This window comes from Mycolicibacterium sp. XJ2546 (assembly GCF_053483195.1).
In genome coordinates, this window is sequence record NZ_JBEFRW010000005.1 from 61,228 (window position 1) to 82,426 (window position 21,199).

Consider the following 21,199-nt stretch of genomic DNA (forward strand, 5'->3'; position numbering starts at 1 on the left):
GCTTAGCCCCCTATCCCTGTGAGCCCGGCGGAAGGAACGGTGGATTGCCCGGTAGCGGCCGCTGCCCGGCCGGCGCCAACTGCTGCCCCGGTCCCGGCACCGGCGGTGCGGGCAGCGCCGGCGGCAACGGAGCGATACCCGGCGTGAAGTCCGCGGGTAATGGGGGCTGCGAAGGGTCCTGCCCGACCGGCACGGTGCGGGCCCCGGGCGGTCCGGGAGCCAACTGGCCGTGCGCACCCGGCACCGGCGGCGGCATCTGGCCCGGGATGGCCGCGGCGGGCACACCCGGGGACGGCTGCGGGCCGTGCGCGTTCGGCTCGGACGTGACCACGTCGATCGGACCGTAGGCCGGGCCGCCGAACGGACCGGTCGTCAGGTCCGCACACGGCAGCGGGTTGTCCGGCCGGGGCAGGCCGCCGGGCCCAGGCGTGTACGAGCACGGATGGCCCTTGAGCACACCGGGACCCGGATGCTCGGGGGTGCCCTCCAGCACGGCGGGCCCTGGCGGTGGGGCACCGTTGTCGAAGCCCTGCGCGTTCGGATCGGGGAACCGCCACGCGGGCAGGCCCGCGTCGCCCCAGAACTTCTGCGGATCGATACCTCGCTTCTTGAACGCGGCGTCGATGAACGGCTGCAGGATCTGGCCCGGCAACAGGTTCACCAGCATCACCTTGAAGTACGGACCGGAGGCCACGGCCTCACCCAGCGACGCCACGAAGCTGGCGATCGTGGTGAGCGTGTCCATCAGGTCGTACTGGCGTTCCCGCAACACGTCGCTGACCACGCGGAGCTGTTCGAGGACGCGGTTGAGGTTCGGGTTGTCGTCGATGAAGCCCTTGAGCTGGTCGGAGAACGCGCTGACGCGCTCCAGCAGGGCGCCGACGGCGTAACTGCGCTCGTTGATCGCACCGAGCAGGGTCTGGGCGTTGACCAGCAACTGGTTGACCTGCTCGCTGCGGTTGCCGAGCACCCCGGCGATTTTGTTGGCGTTGGCCAACAGCTTCTTGACGTCGTCGTCGCGTTTGCCGATGGTCTCGGAGAACCTGGCCACCCCGTCGAGCGCCGCGCTCAGGTGCGGGTAGGTCTGATCGATGGTCTCCGACAACACGTTCAGCGATCGCTTGACGGTTTCGGTGTCCCACTCCGAGGCCGCCTTGGTCACGTCGAAGAACGCGTCGTAGATCTGGTACGGCGTGGTGGTCTGGCCGAGCGGCAGGGCGCCGTTGGCTCGCAATGGATCAGACCCGCGCGGCTCGATCTCGATGTTGCGCCGACCCAGGATGGTGTCGGTGCGGATCGCCGCGCGGCTGTCGGTGCCGATCTGCGTACCGCCCAGCGAGTATCCGATCTTGACCTTGTCGCCCTCGATATCCATGCTGCGCACCCGGCCGACGTCGACGCCGGCGATGCGGACCTTGTCACCGTTGGTCAGACCGCCGGTGTCGGAGAAGTAGGCGTAGTAGGTCGGCGTCGCGAACAGCATCGGCACGCTGGCGAAGCTTTGTCCCACACCGATGATCAGGGCCAGGATGATGATCCCCATCATCCCGTTCCGGACCCGGTTCGATCCCTCCAGGCTTCTCATTGCGGCGTGCACCTACCCGACGGTTGGCTGAAGAGTTTGACGGTCCGCACCGGTCCGCCGGGTTGTAGCCCGTTCATCCGAATCGAGATGTCGCAGGCGTAGAAGTTGAAGAAGTCACCGTAGATGCCGCCCGCGCGACCGATGATCTTGAACGCGGTGGGCAGCCTGACCAGCAGATCGTTGAGGCCGTCGCGCTGATCGACCAGCGGCTGCTGAACGTTTTCGAGGTGGCCGATCGTGCCCTGCAGCAGCGGGCGGTTGTCGGCGAGCAGATCGGCGACCGTGCCTGCCGCATCGCTGATACCCGCGACGGACGTGGCGATCGGATCGGCCCGGTTCTTCAGCCCCGTGATCAGCGTCTCGAAATCCTGCACGGTCTCGTCGAACTGTTGCTGATGGCGCACCGTGGTGTCCAGCACCGTGTTGAGGTTGCGGATCACCTCGCCGATCGCCTGGTCGCGGTCGGCCAGCGCCGACGTCAGCGACGCGGTCTGGTCGAGGATGTCGTTGATGGTGCCGCCCTGGCCCTGGAAGACGGTGATGATCGACTGGGCGATGTTGTTGACCTTGTCGGGGTCCAGGGCCCGGAACACCGGGCGGAACCCGCCGATCAGCGCGTCCAGGTCGAGTGCGGGTTCGGTGCGCTCGAGGGGAATCGTGCCGCCGCTGGGCAACCGTTGATCACTGTCGCCGCGCTTGAGCTCCATGAAGCGGTCGCCGATCAGGTTCAGGTAGCGGATCGACGCGGTGGTGCCCTCGAACAGCGGCAGCGAGCGGTCGACGTTGAAGCCGATCTCCACCTGGGAGCCGCCGTTGATCAGCTTTACGCTTTCGACCTTGCCGACTTCCACACCCGATGCACGCACGAACTGGCCTTCGCGCAGCCCGCTGGCGTTGGAGAAGATCGCCGTATACCCGGTGGTGCGGTCGAAGCGCATCTGCCCGAACACCACGATGATCATCGCGGTGAACAGCAGTAGCACCAGCGAGAAGACGCCGAGTTTGACGGCGGTACCTGTGATTCTCATGGGTTGATCGTGTTCTCCCCAATCTGGCGTCCCCAGACGTACTCGATCAGGATCGGCTGGCCCAATTCGAAGTGGTTGTACGGCGCAATCGAGGCGCCGGTGTCCATCACCAGATACGGCGCGGGCCACAGGTCACGGGTGACCGGCTGCCAGCAGCCCGGACGCCCTTCCGGACCGCCGCTGGCGTTCACCCGCGGCAGGTTGTCCGGATACACGTACGGGTTCGCGGCGCCCATCAACTCCGACAGCGTCCGCAGGGAGTAACCGTTACCGCCCAGCGACGCGGCCACCTTGGGTTCCGCATCGTGGTAGTTGCGGACCATGCAGTAGAGCGCCGGGCTGTACTCATCGAGGATCTCCGAGACCACGATGAGATCCTCGGCGCCACGCACCAGGTACGGACCGCCGCGCTCGAAGACGTCGCCGCCGGTGTTGCCGAAGCCGATCGCGGCCATCAACGCCTGGTCGATGTTGCCCTGCTGCTCATTGAGTGTCTGGGCGGTGGTGACCGCGTTCTCCAGACCGTCGAACAAGTCGGGCGCCGCCTCCGAGTACACCTCGCCGAGGTCGGCGAGCAACCGGTTGTCCTCGGCGATCTCCGGCATCCTCGGGTTGATGTCGGCCAGGATCTCGTTGCCGTGGATGATCGACTGCCCGAACCGGTCACCGAGCCCGTCGAGTGCCTCCGCGGTCGCCGCCAGCGTCTGGTTCAGCTTGATCGGGTCGACTTGCTGTGAGATCTCGACCACGGTCTCGAACAGCGTGTTGAACTCGGTGGTCACCGACGTCACGTCGATCACGTCCGCTGACGTGATCCGTTGCGCGGTGGGGTTCTCCGGCGCCGAGAAGTTGATGTACTTGTTGCCGAAAACGGTGGTGGCGTCGATGCTGGCGTCGACGTTCTTCGGTATCAGGTCGAGGTACTTGGGGTCGACGTCGAGGGTGATCTTCGCCTGCGGTTCGTCGCCGACGGTGACCGCGTCGACCCCGGTGACCCGGCCGATCTCCACCCCGTTGTAGGTGACCTTGGCGCCGGGATCCATCGACAGGCCCGCACGCGCGGAGATCACGGTCAGCTGTGTGCGGGGCAGGAAGTCACCGCGGAACTGGAGGTACACCAGGACCAGGGCGACGATGGACAACACCACCAGTACCAGCCCCGCCAGCTTGTACGGCGGGGTCCGGGGTGCGTTCAAAGGTGCGGTCATCGCGGCTACACCGTCAAGTTGAAGTTCGGGTCGACGCCGTAGAGCGCCAACGAGGCCAACAGGACCACAACAACGATCGCGACCAGCGATGCCCGCATCGATCGGCCGACGGCCTCGCCGACGCCCACCGGACCGCCGCTGGCGAAGTATCCGTAGTAGCAGTGGTTGATCATCACGATGACGGAGATGATCACCGCCTGGATGAACGACCAGAACACATCGTCGGGCCGCAGGAATGTGCGGAAGTAGTGCTCGTAGGTGCCGATCGACTGCCCGTAGAAGAACGTCGTGGTCACCTGCGCGGACAGGAAGCTCATGATGATCGCCATCGCGTACAGCGGGATGATCACGATGAAGCCGGCCATGATCCGCGTCGACACCAGGTACGAGATGGACTTGATGCCCATCACCTCCAGCGCGTCGATCTCCTCGGCGATGCGCATGGCACCGAGTTCGGCGGTGGCGCCGGCGCCGACGGTGGCCGCCAGCGCCTGACCCGCGACGACGGGCGCGGCGATGCGGACGTTGATCAGCGCCGCGAAGAAGCCGGTGAACGCTTCGACGCCAATGTTGCCGAGGGAGGCGAAGCCCTGGATCGCGACCAGCGACGAACCGGACAACGTCACAAAGCCGACGATGGCCACGGTGCCGCCGATGACGGCCATCGCGCCGGTGCCCATCCCGATCTCGGCGATCAGCCGCAGGGTCTCCCTGCGGTAGTAGCGCAGCGCGTGCCCGATCGAGCCGATCGCCGTGACGATGAACCAGGCGACGTGCCCGACACTGTCGAGAAACCGGGCCGGCGCGGAGACCACGTTCTGGGTGCGGGTGTACCCCCGCGGAAACCGGGAACGCAGGACAGTTGTCGTGGACACGTCAGTTCCCCGTTCCGAAGCGGACACCGATCGTGGTCAGCACCACGTTGACTGCGAACAGGGCGATGACGCAGAGCACCAGGGTCTCGTTGACCGCGGTGCCGACGCCCTTGGCGCCGCCCGCGACCGTCAGGCCGCGGTAGCAGCCGACCAGGCCGGCGATCAGGCCGAAGGTGCCTGCCTTGATGATCGAGATGACCACCTCGGGCAGCCCGGTGATCAGCGTCAACGTCGAGACGTACGCGCCCGCCGAGACGTTCTGCAGGTACACCCCGAAGATGAAGCCGCCGACCAACCCGACGGTGATGACCGCACCGTTGAGCAACACCGCCACGAACGTCGAGGCCACCACACGGGGAACGACCAGGCGGTGGATCGGGTCGATGCCGAGCACCTCCAGCGCGTCGATCTCCTCGCGGATGGTGCGGGCGCCGAGGTCGGCGCAGATGGCCGTCGAACCGGCCCCGGCAACCACGAGCACGGTAACCAGCGGACCCAACTGGGTAACGGCGCCGATCGCCGCACCGGCTCCGGAGACGTCGGCGGCGCCGAATTCGGCGAGCAGGATGTTCAGCGTGAAGATCAGGAGCACGGTCAGCGGGATGGAGACCGCCAGCGTCGGCAGGAACGCCACCCGGCAGAGGAACCAGCTCTGCAGAATGAACTCGCGCCACTGGAACGGCGGCTTGAACAGCGCCTTTCCGGTGAGCACGCACATCCGGACAAAGCCGCCAACGGCCTCAAGACCCGGCCTGACCTGCTCACGCACATAACCGGTCATGCCGGTTGTGGCCGTCACCAGTGTCCTCCCACGACGTAGTCGCGACTGTCGTGGCGCAACAGCTGCGCCTGTCGCACGCGCCCTCCTTGCCCGAGCCTGGTGCCTGTGACCTTCGTCTCCTTACTCGCCAGTAGTAAGGCAGACCACCGGACTGTACCCGATCGCATCCGCGCCGTGCACGGCATCTGCAGTATTCGCGTCGTCGGCGTCGCCCACCCTCTGTTCATTTCTTTAGCCTTCTTGCGCCCCGGCAGAAACTGTTGGCGGAGTACGGCTTTCGCCGGCATCGGTGGGTCCGGCTGCCGCGAAGCGGGTCCGCAACTCGGTTTTGAGCACCTTCCCCGCCGGGTTTCGCGGCAGCGCGTCGACCACCTCGAGAGCCTTCGGGTGCTTGTACCGGGCCAGCCGTTCCGATAGGAACCGATCGAGATCACGCAGGTCAAGATCGGTGCCGGCGTCGGGGCCGAGCGCCACTACCGCGACGGGCACCTCGCCCCACTTCTCGTCCGCGCGGCCGATCACCGCCACCTCGGCGATAGCCGGGTGGCCGGCGAGCGCGTTCTCGACCTCCGCGCAGTAGATGTTCTCGCCGCCGGAGATGATCATGTCCTTCTTGCGGTCGACGACCCAGATGTAGCCTTCCTCGTCCTGGCGAACCAGGTCGCCGGAGTGGAACCACCCGCCGGCGAACGCCTCGGCGGTGGCTTTCGGGTTGTTCCAGTAGCCGGCCATCAGAGTCGGCGCCCGGTAGACGATCTCACCCACCTCGCCGATCGGCACGTCGTTCATCTCGTCGTCGACGACGCGCGCGGCGACGGTCGGGATCACCTTGCCGACTGAGCCGAGCTTGCGGACCGCGTCGTCGCCCAACAACATGCATGTCACCGGCGACATCTCGGTCTGGCCGAACGCCGCGAGGATCTGCGAGCCGGGGAAGGTCTCGGACATGGTGCGCAGCAACGTGTCCGAGGCCGGCGCCGCACCCCACGACAGCACACGCAACTGCAGTTGGCGGGGCCGGGCTTGCTGTTCGGCACACACCGCCTGCCACTGTGCGGGTACCAGGAAGATCCCCGTCACCCGCTCGGCCTCGAGCACGTCGAGCAGCGCGCCGGGATCGAATGCGCCCAGCGGATAGACGACCGTCGGCCGTCCCAGCAGCAGCCCGGGGATCATGTTGCCGATACCGGCGATGTGGAACAGCGGGACGCCGATGAATCCGACGTCGTTGTTGATGTCGGCGCCGTTGGTGAACAGAAACGTCAGCGCCTGCCCGGCGATGTTGGTGTGGGTGAGCACCGCGCCCTTCGGACGGCCGGTGGTGCCCGAGGTGTACATGATCAGCGCGGGCGAGTCGTTGGGGATATCTGGAACTTCGGGGGTCTCTGCGGCTCTACCGCCCTCGGCGATCAGGTCGTCGTAGCCGAGCACGTTCTGGTCGGTCGCACCGCCGGCGACGATCACGGTGGTCAGCGTCGCGTCCAGGTCACGGACCGCGGTCGCGACGTTGGCGAGCACCTCCTCGGTGATGACCACGTTGGCCTGACAGTCGCTGACCAGATACGCGATCTCGGGCGGGGTCATCCGGAAGTTGACCGGGACGGCGATCGCGCCGAGCTTGTTGACCGCGAGGAACGACTCGATGAACTCGGCGCGGTTGAGCATGAGGATCAGCACCCGGTCACCGAAGCCCACCCCGCGCCGGCTCAGCGCGCCCGCGAGGTTGGTGACGCGCTCGTCGAGTTCACGCCAGGTGGTGGTGCGACCGAGGAAGCGCAGCGCGACGCCGTCGGGCTGCATCAGTGCGTGGCGGGCGAGCTGATTGGTCCAGTTCTGCCTGCGCGCCAGGTACGGCTGCTCCGTCTGGTCCGGCATCGGGGACGAGGTCAACAGCATCTGCTCCATCTCTGGGTTGCGCAGCGTTGATATTTGATCAAACATTGGTGTTGCCCCGGTCACACTATGGCCTCGGCGGCGCAGGGACAAGTCCTCGCCTTGATGACCGGAGACGATAGTGAACGCACCCGCCACCCCGTTCCGGGGGCCTCACCGCGGGATGCGTCGCGAACAGCTGTCCGACGAGGTCGCCGGCCGACTCCGCGCCGAAATCATGACCGGAGCGCTGCGCTCGGGCACCTACATCCGGCTCGACGAGACCGCCGCTCGGCTGGGCGTCAGCATCACTCCGGTGCGAGAAGCACTGCGCACCCTGCGCGGGGAAGGCATGGTGCAGCTGGAACCGCACCGCGGACATGTGGTCGTCCCGCTGACGCGTTCCGACGTCGAGGACATCTTCTGGCTGCAGGGCACGATCGCCAAGGAGCTGGCCGCGACGGTCGCCGAACGCATCACCGACGCGCAGATCGACGAGCTCGAGGAGCTCAACGACGCCCTGGCCGCCGCGATCGAGCAGGGCGACGCCAAGGAGATCTCGGCCGCCGAGTTCGCGTTCCACCGGGCGTTCAACCTGGCCGCCGGGCGGCTCAAGCTGGCGTGGTTCCTGCTGCACGTCGCCCGCTATCTGCCGGGCCGGGTCTACACCCGCGATCCGGGCTGGGGCGCGTCAGCGGTGGCCCGGCACACCGAGCTCATCGCCGCGCTGCGCAGACGCGACGCCGCCAGCGTCGTCCGGCTGACCGGAGGCGAATTCACCGACGGCGCGCAGCGGCTGATCGCGCGGCTGGAGGAATCGGGGCTGTGGAGCTGAGCCGCCCCACCCCGGGTCCTACGTGGCGGCGAGCTGCTCGGCGCGGGCCTTGAGGTTGTCGGCCAGATAGTCGAGAGTGTCGGCGATCGCCTTCTTGACCATCGTCTTGGGGATTGCGAGCTTGGTCTCGACGTCGAGGTCGACGGTCAGCAGCGCTGTCGACCCGATCGGCACCACCGAGAACTTCTGCTCCTGTTTCTCGAAGTGGTCACCCTGCTGCAGCACCGTGTAGATCTGGTTGTCGCCCGGGTAGTACACCGCGGTGATGAAGGTGCCCGACTGCCCCTGCACGACGACGTCGAGGCGCAGCTGACTCGGTCTGCCGTCGTCGTAGCGGGCAAGCACCCAGCAGCCCTTGATCTCGGGGTTCCATTCCGGATACGACTCGAAGTCGACGACGATCCCCATGATCGCTTCGGCGGGCGCCGACACCTCGACGGTCTTGCTCACGAGCGGCATTCGTCGAGCATATCGACTATTCCTGATTGGTCGAACTCCTCAACGCGGCTCGTGCCTCGCCGCTTGATCGTCGTCCGACTATTCCGTGCGTGCCGTTTCCAGCAGTGCGCGGATCGGCTCGGGTATCGGCACCGGCCTGCGGCCGGCCCGGTCGACATAGACGTGCACCCAGCGCCCCACCGCGGCGACCGGCCCGTTGGACCGCCATAGCCCCAACCGGTAGGTGACGCTGCTGGTGCCCAACCGGGTCACCGCGAGGCCGACCGTCAACGGGTCGGGGAATTTCAGCTCGGAGAAGTAGCGGCAGCCGGACTCGGCCACCACGCCGAGCCAGGGCGCCGTCACCGGGTCGATCCGGCAGGTGGTGTTGATCCAGCCGTTGATCGCCGTGTCGAACAGCCCGTAGTACACCGCGTTGTTGAGGTGGCCGAACATGTCGTTGTCCATCCACCGCGTCGACGCTGGCCAGTGCACCGGGAAGTCGCGGGCACTCGGCGGCGGCTCAGCACTGCTCATGGCAGCAGTGTGTCAGCCGCGGCAGGCTGGTAGCCATGAGAATCCGCGGCGCAGTGCTGGAGGAGATCAGTCGGCCCCGGCCGTACGCCGAGTCGCGTCCGCTATCGGTGGGCGAGCTGGAACTGGCGGCGCCGGGTGACAACGAGCTGCTGGTGCGCATCGAGGCGGCGGGGCTGTGTCATTCGGATCTTTCCGTGGTCGACGGCAGCCGGGTGCGGCCGGTGCCGATGTTGTTGGGCCACGAAGCCGCCGGGATCGTCGAGCACGTCGGCACCGGGGTGTCCGACGTCGACGCCGGCGCCAGGGTCGTGATGACGTTCCTGCCGCGCTGCGGGCAGTGCGCGGCCTGCGCCACCGACGGGTTGACGCCGTGCGTGCGCGGCAGCGCGGCCAACAACGCGGGCACCTTGATGACCGGTGCGCGACGGCTGAGCCGCGACGGCCAACCGGTGCACCATCACCTCGGCGTCTCGGGGTTCGCCACGCACGCGGTCGTGGACCGCCGTTCGGTGGTGCCCGTGGAGTCCGATGTGCCGCCGGTGGTCGCGTCGCTTTTGGGTTGTGCGGTGCTGACCGGCGGCGGCGCCGTGCTCAACGCCGGCCGCCCCCGTGCAGGCGACACGGTGGCCGTGGTGGGTCTCGGCGGGGTCGGGATGGCCGCGGTGCTCACCGCGCTGGCGCACGCCGACGTCCGCGTCGTCGGCGTCGACCGGCTGCCCGACAAGCTGGCGCGGGCCCGCGACCTCGGCGTGCATGACGCGTACACGCCGCAGGAGGCGCTCGACGGCGGTATCAAGGCCGCGGTGGTGATCGAGGCCGTCGGACATGCCGCGGCGGTGCAGACCGCGATCGCGTTGACGGCGCCGGGCGGGCGCACTGTCACCGTCGGCCTGCCCGCCCCGGATGCGCGGATGTCGTTGTCGCCGTTGGGTTTCGTCGCCGAAGGTCGCTCACTGATCGGCAGCTACCTCGGCTCGGCGGTGCCGGCGCGGGAGATACCGCACTTCGTGGGGCTGTGGCGCGACGGGCGGCTGCCGGTGGAGTCGCTGGTGTCGTCGACCATCGCGCTGGCCGACGTCAACGCGGGGATGGACGCGCTGGCCGACGGCGCCGCGGTGCGTCAGGTCGTCCTCTTCGACTAGAACCAGGCTTCGCGCATGTCCAGCGTGGTGCGGTCCAGGCTTTCCAGCAGATCCAGTTGCGGTGCGGTCTTGGGCAGCTCGTAGCGGAAGAAGTAGCGGCCCGCGGCGCGCTTGCCGTCATAGAAGTCGCCGTCGCGGCCGTGCGCGGCGATCAGCTGCTCCAGCCACATCCACGCCACCACGATGTGGCCGAACGCCTCGAGGTAGACCACGCTGTTGGCCATCGCGGCTTCGATGTCACCGGAGCCGAACATCGCCGTGGTGACCGCCACGAGGCGTTGCCAGCTGACCTCCAACGCAGCGGCGTGCTCGGCGATCTCGCCGCCGAGTTCACCGGCGGTGGCCACCGACCGGCCGAGGGCGGCGCCCAGCGCACCGAGCGCGGCGCCACCGCGCGCAGTCACCTTGCGGCCCAACAGATCCAGGCTCTGGATGCCGTGGGTCCCCTCGTGGATGGGGTTGAGCCGGTTGTCGCGGTAGTGCTGTTCGACGTCGTACTCGCGGGTGTAGCCGTAACCGCCGAGCACCTGGATGGCCAGGCTGTTGGCTTCCACGCACCACTGCGACGGCCAGCTCTTGCCGACCGGGGTGAGCAGGTCGAGCAACAGCGAGTTGGCGTCGCGCTCCTCGTCGGTCTCGGCGCTGTGCATCAGGTCCATGAGCCTGGCGCAGTACAGCTGCAGCGCCATCCCGCCTTCGACATAGGCCTTCTGCGCCAACAGCATTCGCTTGACGTCGGCGTGCTCGACGATGGGGATCTGCGGCGCCGTGGGGTCGTTGGCGGTCAGCGCGCGGCCCTGTGGACGCTCGCGCGCGTACTGCAGCGATTTGAGGTACCCGGTGTACCCGAGAGCGACGGCGGCCATCCCGACCAGCAGCCGGGCCTCGTTCATCATCGTGAACATGTAGACGATGCCGCGGTGCTCTTCGCCGACCAGATAGCCGACGGCGCCGGGCCTTCCGCCGGGGGTGAACTTGCCCTCGCCGAAGTTGAGCAACGTATTGGTGATGCCGCGCTGGCCCATCTTGTGGTTCAGCCCGGCCAGCGCCACGTCGTTGCGCTCGCCGATCGAGCCGTCCGCGTCGATCAGGAATTTGGGCACGATGAACAGCGAGATGCCCTTGGTGCCCGGCGGGCCGCCGGGAACCTTGGCGAGCACCAGATGGACGATGTTGTCGGTCAACTCGTGGTCCCCGCCCGAGATCCACATTTTGGATCCGAACAGCCGGTAGCTGCCGTCGTCCTGTGGTTCTGCCCGCGTGGTGATATCGGCCAGCGACGACCCGGCCTGGGTTTCCGAGAGCGCCATCGTGCCCGAGAACCGGCCGGCCAGCATCGGTTCGAAGAAGTTGTCGATCTGCTCGGCGGTGCCGAACCGGCTGACCAGGTTGGCGTTGGCGATGGTGAGCATGAGGTAGCCGGCGGTGGCGATGTTACCGGCGGCGAACCAGGCGAAGCCGGCTTCGGCCACGGCGATTGGGAGTTGGGCGCCGCCGCGTTCGTTGTCCATCGACATGCCGAGCAGATCGGCGTCGGCGAATGCGTCCCAGGCCTGTTTGACCTCGTCGATGACGGTGACCTTCTCGCCGTCGAAGCTGGGCTCGTTGGCGTCGCTGGTCTTGTTGTGGTTCGCGAAGTAGCGGGTGGCCAACTGCTCGCACAGGTCCAGCGCGCCGTCGAACGTGTCGCGGGAGTGCTCGGCGAACCTGGGGCGCTTGGTCAGCTCGTCGACGCGCAGCCACTCGAACAGCAAGAAGTCGAGGTCACGTCGGGACAGCAGGGTGGATTTCATGATTGAGCCTGCCCCGCATTCTCGGTGTTCGGTAGGTCGATGCCCAGCGGTGATTCCACCCGCACGGTCTCGTCGCGGATCAGCCCGCGCAGTAGCGCCGTGCTGAACTCGACGGCGATCTCGCCGGCGGTGCGCCGGCCTTGGGGCCGCAGCCAGCGGTACGCACCGAGCGTCATCCCGATGTAGCCGAGGGCGAGCACGTGCGAGTCGCAGTCATAGAACTCGCCGCTTTCGATACCGCGGTCGATCACGTCGCGGATGTGCTCGTAGACCTGCGCCTCGGCCTGGCGGATGTAAGCCACCTGGTCTTCGGTGAACCACTCGGTGATGTAGGGGCCCTCCTGGAAGTACACCGCGGCGCGTTCGATGTCACTGGCGATGCCGACGAGGAGCCTGCGGGTGAAGTGGTAGATCGTCTCGCGCGCCGATGCGCTGGGGTCGTCATGCACGGCGTCGACGGTGAAGTCGGCGGCGCCTTTGTAGATGTCGTAGAGGATCAGCGACTTGCTGGCGTAGTAGTGGTACACGGTGGCCTTGTTGAGCCCGACCGCGTCGGCCACGTCGTCCATTCGGGTGCCGTGATAGCCGCGTGCGGCGAACAGCTTGGTGGCGACCGCCAACAGTTCTTCGCGCCGGGACATCCCGTTGCCCGATGAACCGCCCGCGCGATCAGGCGGTGTCGCAGGTGACGTAACGGACATGGCGACTCACTATATGCAGGCCCGGAAGGTGTCCGGGGCATCAATCAACTGGTTGGCTAGTTTATGTGCTCGGGCTATCGCCGACACCGGCAACGGGTCTAGACTTACGCCACAACCAGCCGCACTCGAGAGGTGATCACGTGGATCCGAACCCGGACTATGACGCGGGCGACGAGCTGGAGTACGGAGCGGCCTGGTTCGCCTGGATCCTGCGCGGCGTCTACCCACCCCCGGCCTACCCCCCGGTGTGAGCCCGCGGTAGCGCTTGGCTGATTTCGTCCCCTCCTACCGCTGACGGTCGGAGGGGAATTTGGTCGCCAGAAGACAGATGGCAGACTCTCCCGGATGATCATTGGGATACCGCGCGAATCCCACGCGGGTGAGACGCGCGTCGCCGCCACGCCGCAGACCGTCGGGCAGCTGATCAAGCTGGGCTATTCCGTCGTCGTCGAGTCGGGTGCAGGCGCCGCTTCCAGCTTCGCCGACGACGCCTACGTCGAGGCGGGCGCCAGCATCGGTGACCCATGGGGTGCCGAGATCGTGCTCAAGGTCAACGCACCGACCGATAGCGAGATCGCCGCAGTACGCGACGGTGCGACGGTGGTCAGCCTCATCTCTCCGGCGCTGAACCCGGACCTGGTGGAGAAGCTGTCCACACGCCCGATCACGGCGCTGGCGATGGACGCCGTCCCGCGCATTTCGCGGGCGCAGTCGCTGGACGTGCTGTCGTCGATGGCCAACATCGCGGGCTACCGCGCGGTCGTCGAGGCTGCGCACAGCTTCGGACGGTTCTTCACCGGTCAGGTGACCGCGGCGGGCAAGGTGCCGCCTGCCAAGGTGCTCGTCGTCGGCGCGGGGGTGGCCGGGCTGGCCGCCATCGGTGCGGCGGGCAGCCTCGGCGCGATCGTGAAGGCCACCGACCCGCGGCCCGAGGTCGCCGATCAGGTCCGCTCACTGGGCGGGGAGTACCTGTCCGTCGACCCGGCGGCCGAGGTCGCTGAGATTTCCAAGACCGGCTACGCCAAGGAGATGGGCGAGGACTACAAGGCCCGCGAGGCCGCGCTCTATGCCGAACAGTGCAAGGACGTCGACATCATCATCACGACGGCGCTGATCCCCGGAAAGCCGGCGCCGCGCATCATCACCGCCGAGATGGTGGCGTCGATGAAGCCGGGCAGCGTGATCGTCGACATGGCCGCGGCCAACGGCGGCAATGTCGAGGGCACCGTCAAGGATCAGGCCGTCGTCACCGACAACAACGTGACGATCATCGGCTACACCGACCTGGCCGGCCGGCTGCCCGCCACCGCCTCCCAGCTGTACGGCACCAACCTGGTCCACCTGCTCAAGCTGCTCACCCCGGAGAAGGACGGGCAACTCACCCTGGACTTCGAGGACGTCGTCCAGCGCTCGATGACCGTCGTTCGCGACGGTGAAGTCACCTGGCCGCCTCCGCCGGTGCAGGTGTCGGCGGCGCCGGCGGCGGCCCCTGCCGCCGCGGTCGAGGCCAAACCGGCCAAGGAGCCGATGTCTAACGCGCGCCGGCTCGGCTTGACGTTCGCGGCGGCCGCGGCGCTGTTCGCGCTGATCGCCCTGTCACCGGCCGCGCTGCAGGTGCACCTGACGGTCTTCGCGCTGGCGATCGTGATCGGCTACTACGTGATCGGCAACGTGCACCACGCGCTGCACACCCCGCTGATGTCGGTGACCAACGCGATCTCCGGGATCATCATCGTCGGCGCGCTGCTACAGATCGGCCACGGTGACGTCATCATCACCACGTTGGCCTTCGTCGCGATCCTGATCGCCAGCATCAACATCTTCGGCGGTTTCGCGGTGACCCGCCGCATGCTGTCCATGTTCACGAGGAGCTAACCCATGTTCAGTATCGAGACCACCGCCACCGCGGCGTACGTCGTCGCGGCGCTGCTCTTTGTGCTCTCGCTGGCGGGGCTGTCCAAGCACGAGACCTCCCGCGCCGGCATCAGTTACGGCATCGGCGGCATGGCGATCGCCCTGGTAGCGACGATCGCGCTGGCCATCAACCACCGGATCGAGCCGCTGGGGTTGGGTCTGCTCGCGGTGGCCATGGTCATCGGCGCGGTGATCGGGTTGTGGCGCGCGCGGATCGTCGAGATGACCGGCATGCCCGAGTTGATCGCGTTGCTGCACTCGTTCGTCGGCCTGGCCGCCGTGTTGGTCGGCTGGAACGGCTACCTGCACGTCGAGGCCGACCCAACCGGCGCCGAAGCCGTGCAGCTGGGTCAGGACGGGATGCTGGGCATCCATTCCGCCGAGGTCGTCATCGGGGTGTTCATCGGCGCGGTGACGTTCACCGGCTCGATCGTGGCCAACCTCAAGCTCTCGGCTCGGATGAAGTCGGCGCCGCTGATGCTGCCGGGTAAGAATTTCCTCAACGTCGGCGCGTTGGTGGTCTTCGCCGCGCTCACCGTGTGGTTCGTGATCGACCCGCAGCTGTGGGTGCTGGTGGTGGTGACCGTGCTGGCGCTGCTGCTGGGCTGGCACCTGGTCGCCTCGATCGGCGGCGGCGACATGCCGGTGGTGGTGTCGATGCTCAACAGCTATTCGGGGTGGGCAGCCGCGGCGGCGGGCTTCCTGCTCGGCAACGACCTGCTGATCGTCACCGGCGCGCTGGTCGGCTCATCCGGTGCCTACCTGTCCTACATCATGTGCAAGGCGATGAACCGGTCGTTCATCTCGGTCATCGCCGGTGGGTTCGGGATCGAGGCCGGACCCGCCGACGACACCGACTACGGCGAGCACCGCGAGATCACCGCCGACGGTGCGGCCGAACTACTGGCCAACGCCCGCTCGGTGATCATCACACCCGGCTACGGGATGGCCGTCGCGCAGGCTCAGTACGGGGTCGCCGACCTGACGCGCCGGCTGCGCGAACGCGGCGTCGACGTCCGGTTCGGCATCCATCCGGTCGCGGGCCGGCTGCCCGGCCACATGAACGTGCTGCTGGCCGAGGCCAAGGTGCCCTACGACATCGTGCTGGAGATGGACGAGATCAACGACGACTTCGACGGCACCGACGTCGTGCTGGTCATCGGCGCCAACGACACCGTCAACCCGGCCGCCTCCGAGGATCCGGGTAGCCCGATCGCCGGCATGCCGGTGCTGACGGTGTGGAACGCCGACAACGTCATCGTGTTCAAACGGTCCATGGCGTCGGGCTACGCCGGGGTGCAGAACCCGCTGTTCTTCCGGGAGAACACCCAAATGTTGTTCGGCGATGCCAAGGACCGGGTGGACGCGATCAACGCCGCGCTGTCAGATGCGCTCGCCGCCGCTCATTAAGGTCGATACCCATGCCGGTCGACAGACTGTTACCAACTGACGAAGCGCATGACCTGATCGCACTCACCCGCGACATCGCCGACAAGGTGCTCGACCCGATCGTCGACGCCCACGAGAAGGCCGAGACCTATCCCGACGGGGTGTTCGGTGCGCTCGGTTCGGCTGGGCTGTTGAGCCTGCCGCAGCCCGAGGAGTGGGGCGGCGGCGGCCAACCCTACGAGGTCTACCTGCAGGTGCTCGAGGAGATCGCGGCGCGGTGGGCGGCGGTCGCGGTGGCGGTCAGCGTGCACAGCCTGTCCTCGCATCCGCTGTTGGCGTTCGGCAGCGAGGAGCAGAAGAAGCGTTGGCTGCCGCAGATGTTGTCCGGTGAGCAGATCGGCGCCTACAGCCTGTCCGAGCCGCAGGCCGGTTCGGATGCCGCGGCGCTGCGGTGTGCGGCTGTGCTTTCTGACGAAGGGCCGGTGCCCGGCTATGTCCTCAACGGGTCGAAGTCCTGGATCACCCACGGCGGGCTGGCCGACTTCTACACCTTGTTCGCCCGCACCGGCGAAGGGCCAAGGGGGATAAGCTGTTTCCTGGTCCCCGGTGATCTGCCCGGGCTGAGCTTCGGCAAGCCCGAGGAGAAGATGGGCCTGCACGCGGTCCCGACGACGTCGGCGTTCTACGACCACGCTCACATCGAGGCCGAACGCCTCATCGGCGCCGAGGGCCAAGGTCTGCAGATCGCCTTCTCCGCACTCGATTCCGGCCGCCTTGGCATCGCCGCGGTCGCAACAGGGCTGGCGCAGGCCGCCCTCGACGAAGCCGTCAAGTACGCGAACGAGCGAACCACGTTCGGCCGCAAGATCATTGACCATCAAGGGCTCGGCTTCCTGCTGGCCGACATGGCCGCCGCGGTGGCCAGCGCGCGCGCCACGTACCTGGATGCCGCGCGGCGTCGCGATCTCGACCAGCCGTACTCCCAGCAGGCCAGCATCGCCAAACTGGTCGCCACAGACGCCGCGATGAAGGTGACCACCGACGCGGTGCAGGTGTTCGGCGGCGTCGGATACACGCGCGACTACCGGGTCGAGCGCTACATGCGCGAGGCCAAGATCACCCAGATCTTCGAGGGCACCAACCAGATTCAACGCCTGGTGATCGCGCGCGGCCTGACTTCCTGACCGCTCGCCGGGCACCCCTGGACCGCGAGCAGACACAGAAACGTGTTCTGCAGCTGCGTTTGCAACCTTCTATGTCTGCTCGGCGAGGGAATCGGCACGGCGCCGCCGGTGTGGTCGCACCACGGCAAGCGCGAAGAGCACTGGCTCAAAGTTGAATCGGCTCGAATGATCATCCGATATGACGAAAAAGCGGGGCACCCATCAGGGTGCCCCGCTCTTTCGTTGGGTTCGGCTAGACGGCGGTCAGCACGTCAGCCGTCTGCAGCGCCTGTGCGACGCCGGAGACGATCGATGCCAGCCGGATCGCCTCGAAGATCGCCGTACGCGACACGTCCGCGTCGCGCAGCGTCTTCTCATGCGCGGCCAGGCAGTGCCCGCAGCCGTTGATGGCCGAGACGGCCAACGACCACAGCTCGAAGTCGTCCTTGGCGACGCCCGGGTTGCCGATGATGTTCATCCGCAGGCCTGCCCGCAGGTCGTCGTAGGCGCCGTCGAGCTGCCCCTTGGTGCGGTAGAACACGTTGTTCATCCCCATGATGGCGGCCGCGCCGAGGGCGGCATTGTAGGCCTCCTCGCTGAGGATGTCCAGCGCGTCTTCGGCGATCTCGCGCAGCAGCCGCTCGGACTTGGTGGCCGCGGCGGTCGCCACCAGCGCACCCCACAGCTGCTGTTCGGTCAGCTCCGTCGTCTTGACGATGCTGCTGAGGTTGAGCTTGAGATCCTTGGCGTATTCCGGAAGCGCTTCCTTGATGCGGTCGATGCTCACGGTTACACCGCCTCGGCGAGAAGCTCTTCGGGCTTGATCGTCGGATCGCCCTTCTTCCAGTTGCAGGCGCACAGCTCGTCGGACTGCAGGGCGTCGAGCACCCGCAGCACCTCGTCGACGTTACGACCCACCGAGCCGGCGGTCACCGACACGAACTGAACCTCGTTGTTGGGGTCGACGATGAACGTGGCCCGGTCAGCGACACCGTCCGCGTTGAGTACGCCGGTGGCCAGCGACAGCTCGCGCTTGAGGTCCGAGGCCATCGGGAACGGCAGCGTCTTGAGGTCCTCGTGCTGGGCGCGCCACTGGAAGTGCACGAACTCGTTGTCGACCGAGACACCGATCACCTTCGCGTCGCGGTCCTCGAACTCCTCGTTGAGCTTGCCGAAGGCCGCGATCTCCGTCGGGCACACAAAGGTGAAGTCCTTCGGCCAGAAGAAGACGATCCGCCACTTGCCTTCGTGATCATCGCTGGTCACACGGGTGAAGTAGTCGTCGGGCTTCTTGGCATCGACCTCCGAGAGATCACCGCCGATAACCGCCGCCATATCGTAGCGGGGGAACTGGTCACCGATCGTCAGCAATGCCATGTGTTTGCACACCATCCTTGGTCTAGTTTGGAGTCAGTCCAGATTACGCATACGATTCTGTTCCTTTTACCGGCTAAAGACAAGGGCTACGAACGTGATAGTGGCCACACCGGCCCGGTGAAATAGGTTCGGTTTCAGCCGATTTCGGCCCCCGCCGTCGCACGACGGCGGGGGCACATACCGGTTGCTACCGTCGAGAGGATGGCAAACATCTCCGAGAACGACCCCATCGACGACGTCGCGCCCGGCGATATCGTGCGCGTTGCCGTCGGCGGCGCCGAGCCGGCGCCCTACCAAGTGGTCCACCAGGACGCCCGCGACGGCGCGGTGGTCGTGACCTACCAGGACGACGACGGCGCGACGTTCGAGGTCGAATACGCCGCCGACGCCCGGGTCACCCGCTCGCTGGAGGCCAAATGGGAGTCCGAACAAAGCCCGACGCAGCACAAGCCGGTTTAGCGGGTGTCATATCGTGGCGGCATGGACTTCGCGATGTCGGCCAAGGTGCAGGACTATCACCAGCGCTTGACCGCTTTCATGACCGAACACGTCTTTCCCGCCGAGGAGGCCTACCACCGGCACCGTGAAGAGGCCGGTCCCAAGGACCACACCGTTCCGCCGGTCGTCGAAGACCTCAAGGCGCTGGCCAAGGAGCAGGGTCTGTGGAACCTGTTTCTGCCACCGGTCTCCGGGCTCACCAACCTCGAATACGCGCCGTTGGCCGAGCTGACGGGATGGAGCCTCGAGATCGCACCCGAGGTGGTGAACTGCGCCGCGCCCGACACCGGCAACATGGAGACGCTGCATCTGTTCGCCACCGAACAGCAGCGCAAGCAGTGGCTCGAGCCGCTGCTGGCCGGTGAGATCCGCAGCGCGTTCGCGATGACCGAGCCCGCCGTGGCCTCCAGCGACGCCCGCAACATCGAGACCACCATGCTGCGCGATGGCGACGACTACGTCATCAACGGGCGCAAGTGGTGGATCACCGGAGCAGCCGACCCGCGCTGCAAGATCATGATCGTGATGGGCCGCACCAACCCCGACGCGGCCAGCCATCAGCAGCAGTCGATGATCCTGGTGCCCACCGATACCCCCGGCGTCGACATCCAGCGCTCGCTGCCGGTGTTCGGCTGGCAGGACCAGCACGGGCACTGCGAGATCGTGTTCGACAACGTGCGGGTGCCCGTCGAGAACCTACTGCACGAAGAAGGGAGCGGTTTCGCGATCGCGCAGGCCCGACTGGGCCCCGGCCGCATCCACCACTGCATGCGCGCGCTCGGTGCGGCCGAACGTGCGCTGACGCTGATGGTCGACCGCGTGCAGAAGCGGGTGGCGTTCGGCAAGCCGCTCGCCGAGCAGGGTGTGGTGCGTGAGTCGATCGCCAAGTCCCGCAACGAGATCGACCAGGCTCGGTTGCTGTGCCACAAGGCCGCGTGGACCATCGACCAGCACGGCAACAAGAGCAAGGACGCTCAGGTGCAGGTGGCCCAGATCAAGGCGGTGGCTCCGCAGGTGGCGTGCGACGTCATCGACCGCGCGATCCAGGTGCACGGCGGCGCCGGTGTCAGCGACGACGTCCCGCTGGCCCGCATGTACGGCTGGCACCGGGCGATGCGGCTGTTCGACGGGCCCGACGAGGTGCACATGCGCACCATCGCGCGCGCCGAGTTGGGCCGGGAGAAGGGCTCTCTCGCGTCGGCGGCGAGCCGCCAATCAAATTCGGCGGCGAGCCGCCAATCGGGTGAAGCGGTGACGTCCTAGTGGCTGTCGGCACCGGGGAACTGGTGGGCGCCTGGAACTTTCGGGATGTCGCGGCGACCACCGGTGTGCGGCCCGGTCGCCTGTTCCGGTCCAGCGAGCTGAGCAGCCTCTCCGAGGAGGGCCGCCAGCGGCTGGTCGAACTGGGTATCTCCGATGTGGCGGATCTGCGTTCGGACCGCGAGGTCGAACGGCTCGGCGCCGGTCGGGTGCCCGACACGGTTTCGGTTCACCGGTTGCCGTTTCGCGAACTCGGTGAGCAGGCACCCCACGAGCAGGCGTTCGAGCAGGCCCTGGGACAAAGCGTCGAGGACGAGGACGTGGCGGTCGTGGCCGCCCGGTACATGACCGATGAGTACGCGAAGTATCCCGCGCTGCCCGGAGCGCAATCCGCTGTCCGACGGGTGATTTCGCTGCTGGCCAACGAGCGGCCCGTGCTGGCGCACTGCTTCGCGGGCAAGGACCGCACCGGTTTCACCGTCGCGGTGACACTGGAGGCCATCGGTGTGGATCGTGATGCGGTGATGGCCGACTACCTGCGCAGCAATCAAGCTGTGCCGCAGCTGCGTGAGCGCATCCTGGAGTCGCTGCGGAAACGCGGTGATGAACAGACCCGGGCGATCGAGACCTTCACCGAGGCTCGGCTGGCCGAGGAGGTGCTCGGGGTCCGTGACGTCTACCTGCACGCCGCGCTGAAGACGATCGACGAACGGTACGGGTCGGTGTCCAATTACCTCGAAGCCATCGGCATCACCACCGACCAGGTCAGTAGGTTGCGCAGCACCCTGCGCTGACGGCCTTCA

Annotated in this window: 20 protein-coding genes and 1 pseudogene; 9 read left to right on the forward strand and 12 right to left on the reverse strand. The window is 67.0% G+C overall.

Annotated features, from left to right (window positions below; genetic code table 11):
* Window positions 1-10: 10 nt before the first annotated feature.
* The 6 genes from ABQE44_RS10765 to fadD5 form a co-directional block, all read right to left on the reverse strand.
* The gene (locus ABQE44_RS10765) at window positions 11-1,585 is read right to left on the reverse strand and encodes a virulence factor Mce family protein (protein ID WP_448429653.1); all 1,575 of its coding nucleotides are present in this window, start codon (window positions 1,583-1,585) and stop codon (window positions 11-13) included.
* Window positions 1,582-2,613 (reverse strand): virulence factor Mce family protein, encoded by a 1,032-nt coding sequence (locus ABQE44_RS10770; RefSeq protein ID WP_448429655.1) that lies wholly within the window; start codon window positions 2,611-2,613, stop codon window positions 1,582-1,584. The genes ABQE44_RS10765 and ABQE44_RS10770 overlap by 4 nt, the downstream gene beginning before the upstream one ends.
* Window positions 2,610-3,821: an MCE family protein gene (locus ABQE44_RS10775; RefSeq protein WP_448429657.1), complete on the reverse strand. Its 1,212-nt coding sequence runs from the start codon at window positions 3,819-3,821 to the stop codon at window positions 2,610-2,612. The genes ABQE44_RS10770 and ABQE44_RS10775 overlap by 4 nt, the downstream gene beginning before the upstream one ends.
* Window positions 3,822-3,826: 5 nt before the next feature.
* Window positions 3,827-4,696 (reverse strand): MlaE family ABC transporter permease, encoded by an 870-nt coding sequence (locus ABQE44_RS10780; RefSeq protein WP_448391439.1) that lies wholly within the window; start codon window positions 4,694-4,696, stop codon window positions 3,827-3,829.
* A 1-nt stretch (window position 4,697) separates the two neighbouring features.
* A complete protein-coding gene (locus tag ABQE44_RS10785; protein WP_448391440.1) occupies window positions 4,698-5,495 on the reverse strand; it encodes an MlaE family ABC transporter permease in 798 nt (265 codons plus the stop codon).
* 213 nt (window positions 5,496-5,708) lie between these two features.
* Window positions 5,709-7,352 (reverse strand): fatty-acid--CoA ligase FadD5, encoded by a 1,644-nt coding sequence (gene fadD5, locus ABQE44_RS10790; RefSeq protein ID WP_448391442.1) that lies wholly within the window; start codon window positions 7,350-7,352, stop codon window positions 5,709-5,711.
* 139 nt (window positions 7,353-7,491) lie between these two features.
* On the opposite strand from fadD5, the gene ABQE44_RS10795 reads away from it, so the two are divergent.
* Window positions 7,492-8,184: a GntR family transcriptional regulator gene (locus ABQE44_RS10795; protein ID WP_448391443.1), complete on the forward strand. Its 693-nt coding sequence runs from the start codon at window positions 7,492-7,494 to the stop codon at window positions 8,182-8,184.
* A gap of 18 nt (window positions 8,185-8,202) precedes the next feature.
* On the opposite strand, the gene ABQE44_RS10800 is transcribed toward ABQE44_RS10795, so the two are convergent.
* Complete coding sequence (locus tag ABQE44_RS10800) at window positions 8,203-8,643, reverse strand: SRPBCC family protein (protein WP_448391444.1); 441 nt, start codon at window positions 8,641-8,643, stop codon at window positions 8,203-8,205.
* A gap of 78 nt (window positions 8,644-8,721) precedes the next feature.
* Entirely contained in the window at window positions 8,722-9,159 is a 438-nt protein-coding gene (locus ABQE44_RS10805; protein ID WP_448391445.1) for an acyl-CoA thioesterase, read from the reverse strand.
* Window positions 9,160-9,194: 35 nt separating this feature from the next.
* Here ABQE44_RS10805 and ABQE44_RS10810 point away from each other — a divergent pair, with 35 nt between their 5' ends.
* Window positions 9,195-10,301 carry an alcohol dehydrogenase catalytic domain-containing protein gene (locus ABQE44_RS10810; protein ID WP_448391446.1) on the forward strand — a complete coding sequence of 369 codons (1,107 nt, stop codon included), beginning with the start codon at window positions 9,195-9,197 and terminating at the stop codon, window positions 10,299-10,301.
* Here the strand turns inward: ABQE44_RS10810 and ABQE44_RS10815 are convergent.
* Complete coding sequence (locus tag ABQE44_RS10815; RefSeq protein WP_448429659.1) at window positions 10,298-12,094, reverse strand: acyl-CoA dehydrogenase; 1,797 nt, start codon at window positions 12,092-12,094, stop codon at window positions 10,298-10,300. The two genes, ABQE44_RS10810 and ABQE44_RS10815, sit on opposite strands and share 4 nt — an antisense overlap.
* Complete coding sequence (locus ABQE44_RS10820; protein WP_448391448.1) at window positions 12,091-12,795, reverse strand: TetR/AcrR family transcriptional regulator; 705 nt, start codon at window positions 12,793-12,795, stop codon at window positions 12,091-12,093. The genes ABQE44_RS10815 and ABQE44_RS10820 overlap by 4 nt, the downstream gene beginning before the upstream one ends.
* A 143-nt stretch (window positions 12,796-12,938) precedes the next feature.
* Here ABQE44_RS10820 and ABQE44_RS10825 point away from each other — a divergent pair.
* The 4 genes and pseudogenes from ABQE44_RS10825 to ABQE44_RS10840 form a co-directional block, all read left to right on the forward strand.
* Window positions 12,939-13,046, forward strand: a pseudogene (locus ABQE44_RS10825) (CAP domain-containing protein); the annotation flags it as partial.
* 94 nt (window positions 13,047-13,140) lie between these two features.
* Window positions 13,141-14,670, forward strand: a complete 1,530-nt coding sequence (locus ABQE44_RS10830) for a Re/Si-specific NAD(P)(+) transhydrogenase subunit alpha (protein WP_448429661.1) — start codon at window positions 13,141-13,143, stop codon at window positions 14,668-14,670.
* Between the two features lie 3 nt (window positions 14,671-14,673).
* A complete protein-coding gene (pntB, locus tag ABQE44_RS10835; RefSeq protein ID WP_448391450.1) occupies window positions 14,674-16,119 on the forward strand; it encodes a Re/Si-specific NAD(P)(+) transhydrogenase subunit beta in 1,446 nt (481 codons plus the stop codon).
* Between the two features lie 11 nt (window positions 16,120-16,130).
* On the forward strand, window positions 16,131-17,282 hold the full coding sequence (locus tag ABQE44_RS10840; RefSeq protein WP_448391451.1) for an acyl-CoA dehydrogenase family protein: 1,152 nt from the start codon (window positions 16,131-16,133) through the stop codon (window positions 17,280-17,282).
* A 232-nt stretch (window positions 17,283-17,514) separates the two neighbouring features.
* On the opposite strand, the gene ahpD is transcribed toward ABQE44_RS10840, so the two are convergent.
* Together ahpD and ABQE44_RS10850 are read right to left on the reverse strand one after the other, a co-directional pair.
* A complete protein-coding gene (gene ahpD / locus ABQE44_RS10845) occupies window positions 17,515-18,048 on the reverse strand; it encodes an alkyl hydroperoxide reductase AhpD (protein WP_448391452.1) in 534 nt (177 codons plus the stop codon).
* 2 nt (window positions 18,049-18,050) lie between these two features.
* On the reverse strand, window positions 18,051-18,638 hold the full coding sequence (locus tag ABQE44_RS10850) for a peroxiredoxin (protein ID WP_448391453.1): 588 nt from the start codon (window positions 18,636-18,638) through the stop codon (window positions 18,051-18,053).
* 201 nt (window positions 18,639-18,839) lie between these two features.
* Here ABQE44_RS10850 and ABQE44_RS10855 point away from each other — a divergent pair, with 201 nt between their 5' ends.
* Genes ABQE44_RS10855 through ABQE44_RS10865 form a run of 3 tightly spaced genes read left to right on the forward strand, consistent with a single transcriptional unit; the run spans window position 18,840 to window position 21,190 of the window.
* A complete protein-coding gene (locus ABQE44_RS10855) occupies window positions 18,840-19,097 on the forward strand; it encodes a hypothetical protein (protein ID WP_448429663.1) in 258 nt (85 codons plus the stop codon).
* A gap of 21 nt (window positions 19,098-19,118) precedes the next feature.
* On the forward strand, window positions 19,119-20,399 hold the full coding sequence (locus tag ABQE44_RS10860) for an acyl-CoA dehydrogenase family protein (RefSeq protein ID WP_448391455.1): 1,281 nt from the start codon (window positions 19,119-19,121) through the stop codon (window positions 20,397-20,399).
* Window positions 20,399-21,190 (forward strand): tyrosine-protein phosphatase, encoded by a 792-nt coding sequence (locus ABQE44_RS10865; RefSeq protein ID WP_448429665.1) that lies wholly within the window; start codon window positions 20,399-20,401, stop codon window positions 21,188-21,190. Before ABQE44_RS10860 ends, ABQE44_RS10865 begins: the two co-directional genes overlap by 1 nt.
* Window positions 21,191-21,199 lie beyond the last annotated feature (9 nt).